At 39.8% G+C, this 1,681-nt stretch carries 2 protein-coding genes; both read left to right on the forward strand.

Annotated elements, in window-relative coordinates; genetic code table 11:
• On the forward strand, positions 1–176 hold a 176-nt coding region (locus HMPREF2628_RS03260; protein ID WP_180364266.1), incomplete at its 5' end, for a metal ABC transporter solute-binding protein, Zn/Mn family.
• A gap of 7 nt (positions 177–183) precedes the next feature.
• Positions 184–1,681, forward strand: a 1,498-nt coding sequence (locus HMPREF2628_RS03265) for a pneumococcal-type histidine triad protein (protein WP_142350487.1), incomplete at its 3' end; no start/stop codon positions are given.

Consider the following 1,681-nt stretch of genomic DNA (forward strand, 5'->3'; position numbering starts at 1 on the left):
TTAAAACAATTTTTACAGAAAGTAATGCTTCTTCAAAAGTAGCTGAAACTCTTGTCAAATCAACAGGTGTGGGTCTAAAAACTCTGAATCCTTTAGAGGCAGACCCACAAAATGACAAGACTTATCTAGAAAACCTAGAAGACAATATGAGTATTTTAGCAGAAGAATTGAAATGAGGAGATTATGAAAATAAATAAGAAGAAACTTGCTGCTGGTGCAGCTGTCGTCCTTTCTTTAAGTCTTTGTATTTATGCATTGAATCAACATCAGACAGGAGAGAACAAAGATACGAATCGTGTATCTTATGTCGATGGAAAACAAGACACTCCAAAAACAGAGACACAAACACCAGAGCAAGTCAGCAAAAAAGAAGATATCCAGGCTGAACAGATTGTTGTGAAAATCACTGATCAAGGTTATGTGACTTCACACGGTGATCATTTCCATTATTATAATGGGAAAGTTCCTTTTGATGCGATTTTCAGTGAAGAACTTTTGATGAAAGATGCCAATTATCAACTTAAAGACGCTGATATTGTTAACGAAATCAAAGGTGGTTACATTATCAAAGTGGATGGTAAGTATTATGTTTACCTTAAGGATGTGGCACATGCGGATAACGTTCGTTCGAAGGACGAAATTGAACGCCAAAAACAAGGTCATACTCACGATGCACCAACATCTAATAGTGCAGTGGCGCTTGCTCAATCTCAAGGTCGCTATACTACTGATGATGGCTACATCTTTAATGCATCTGATATTATAGAGGATACTGGTGATGCTTATATCGTCCCTCACGGAGGACATTACCACTACATTCCAAAGAGTTCCTTGTCTGCTAGTGAATTGGCTGCAGCACAAGCTTACCTCTCTGGAACTAGAAATCAGCCTAGTGTGACTGACTATCGTCCAAGTACAAATGGGACTGGTCAAACTACCAAGCCTATTCAACAGGCTGAAATACCAAGTAATAAAGCCGAGAGTCTTCAAAGTCTATTACAGCAGCTCTATGCTCTTCCAAGTACTCAACGATATGCTGAATCGGATGGTTTGACTTTTGATCCTGCTAAGATTTTAAGCAGGACACCGAGTGGTGTAGCGATTCCTCATGGAAATCACTATCATTTCATTCCCTATACAAAGCTTTCTGCATTAGAAGAAAAGATTGCGAGAATGATTCCTCTAACTAGTGACAGTGTGAAACCAACACCATTGGAGAATCCAAGCAAACCAGCAGAAAAACCTACTCAGCAAAACCATCATCATGAGAAAGACGGTGACCATGGAAGTCATGCCCCTAAGCATGAAGAACATGGACATGACGCTCATCATGATGAAGACCATGATCACGGTTTTGATGCTAATCGTGTCATCAGTGAGGATGAGCAAGGCTTTGTCATGTCACACGGCGATCATAATCATTACTTCTTTAAGAAAGATTTGACAGCAGAGCAAATTAAGGCCGCCCAAGATCATTTGAAAGGTAAGACGCCAGTAACACCAAGTCCAGCACATGATGATGAACAGGATAAAGATAATCATGGGAACCATAGTGATGAGGAGCATAATCATGGTTTTGATGCAGATAGAGTCATAAGTGAGGATAATCAAGGCTTTGTCATCTCACACGGTGACCATAATCATTACTTCTTCAAGAAGGACTTGACAGCGGAGCAAATTA

Source organism: Streptococcus sp. HMSC063B03 (genome assembly GCF_001836965.1).
Classification (GTDB): Bacteria; Bacillota; Bacilli; order Lactobacillales; family Streptococcaceae; genus Streptococcus; species Streptococcus pneumoniae_F.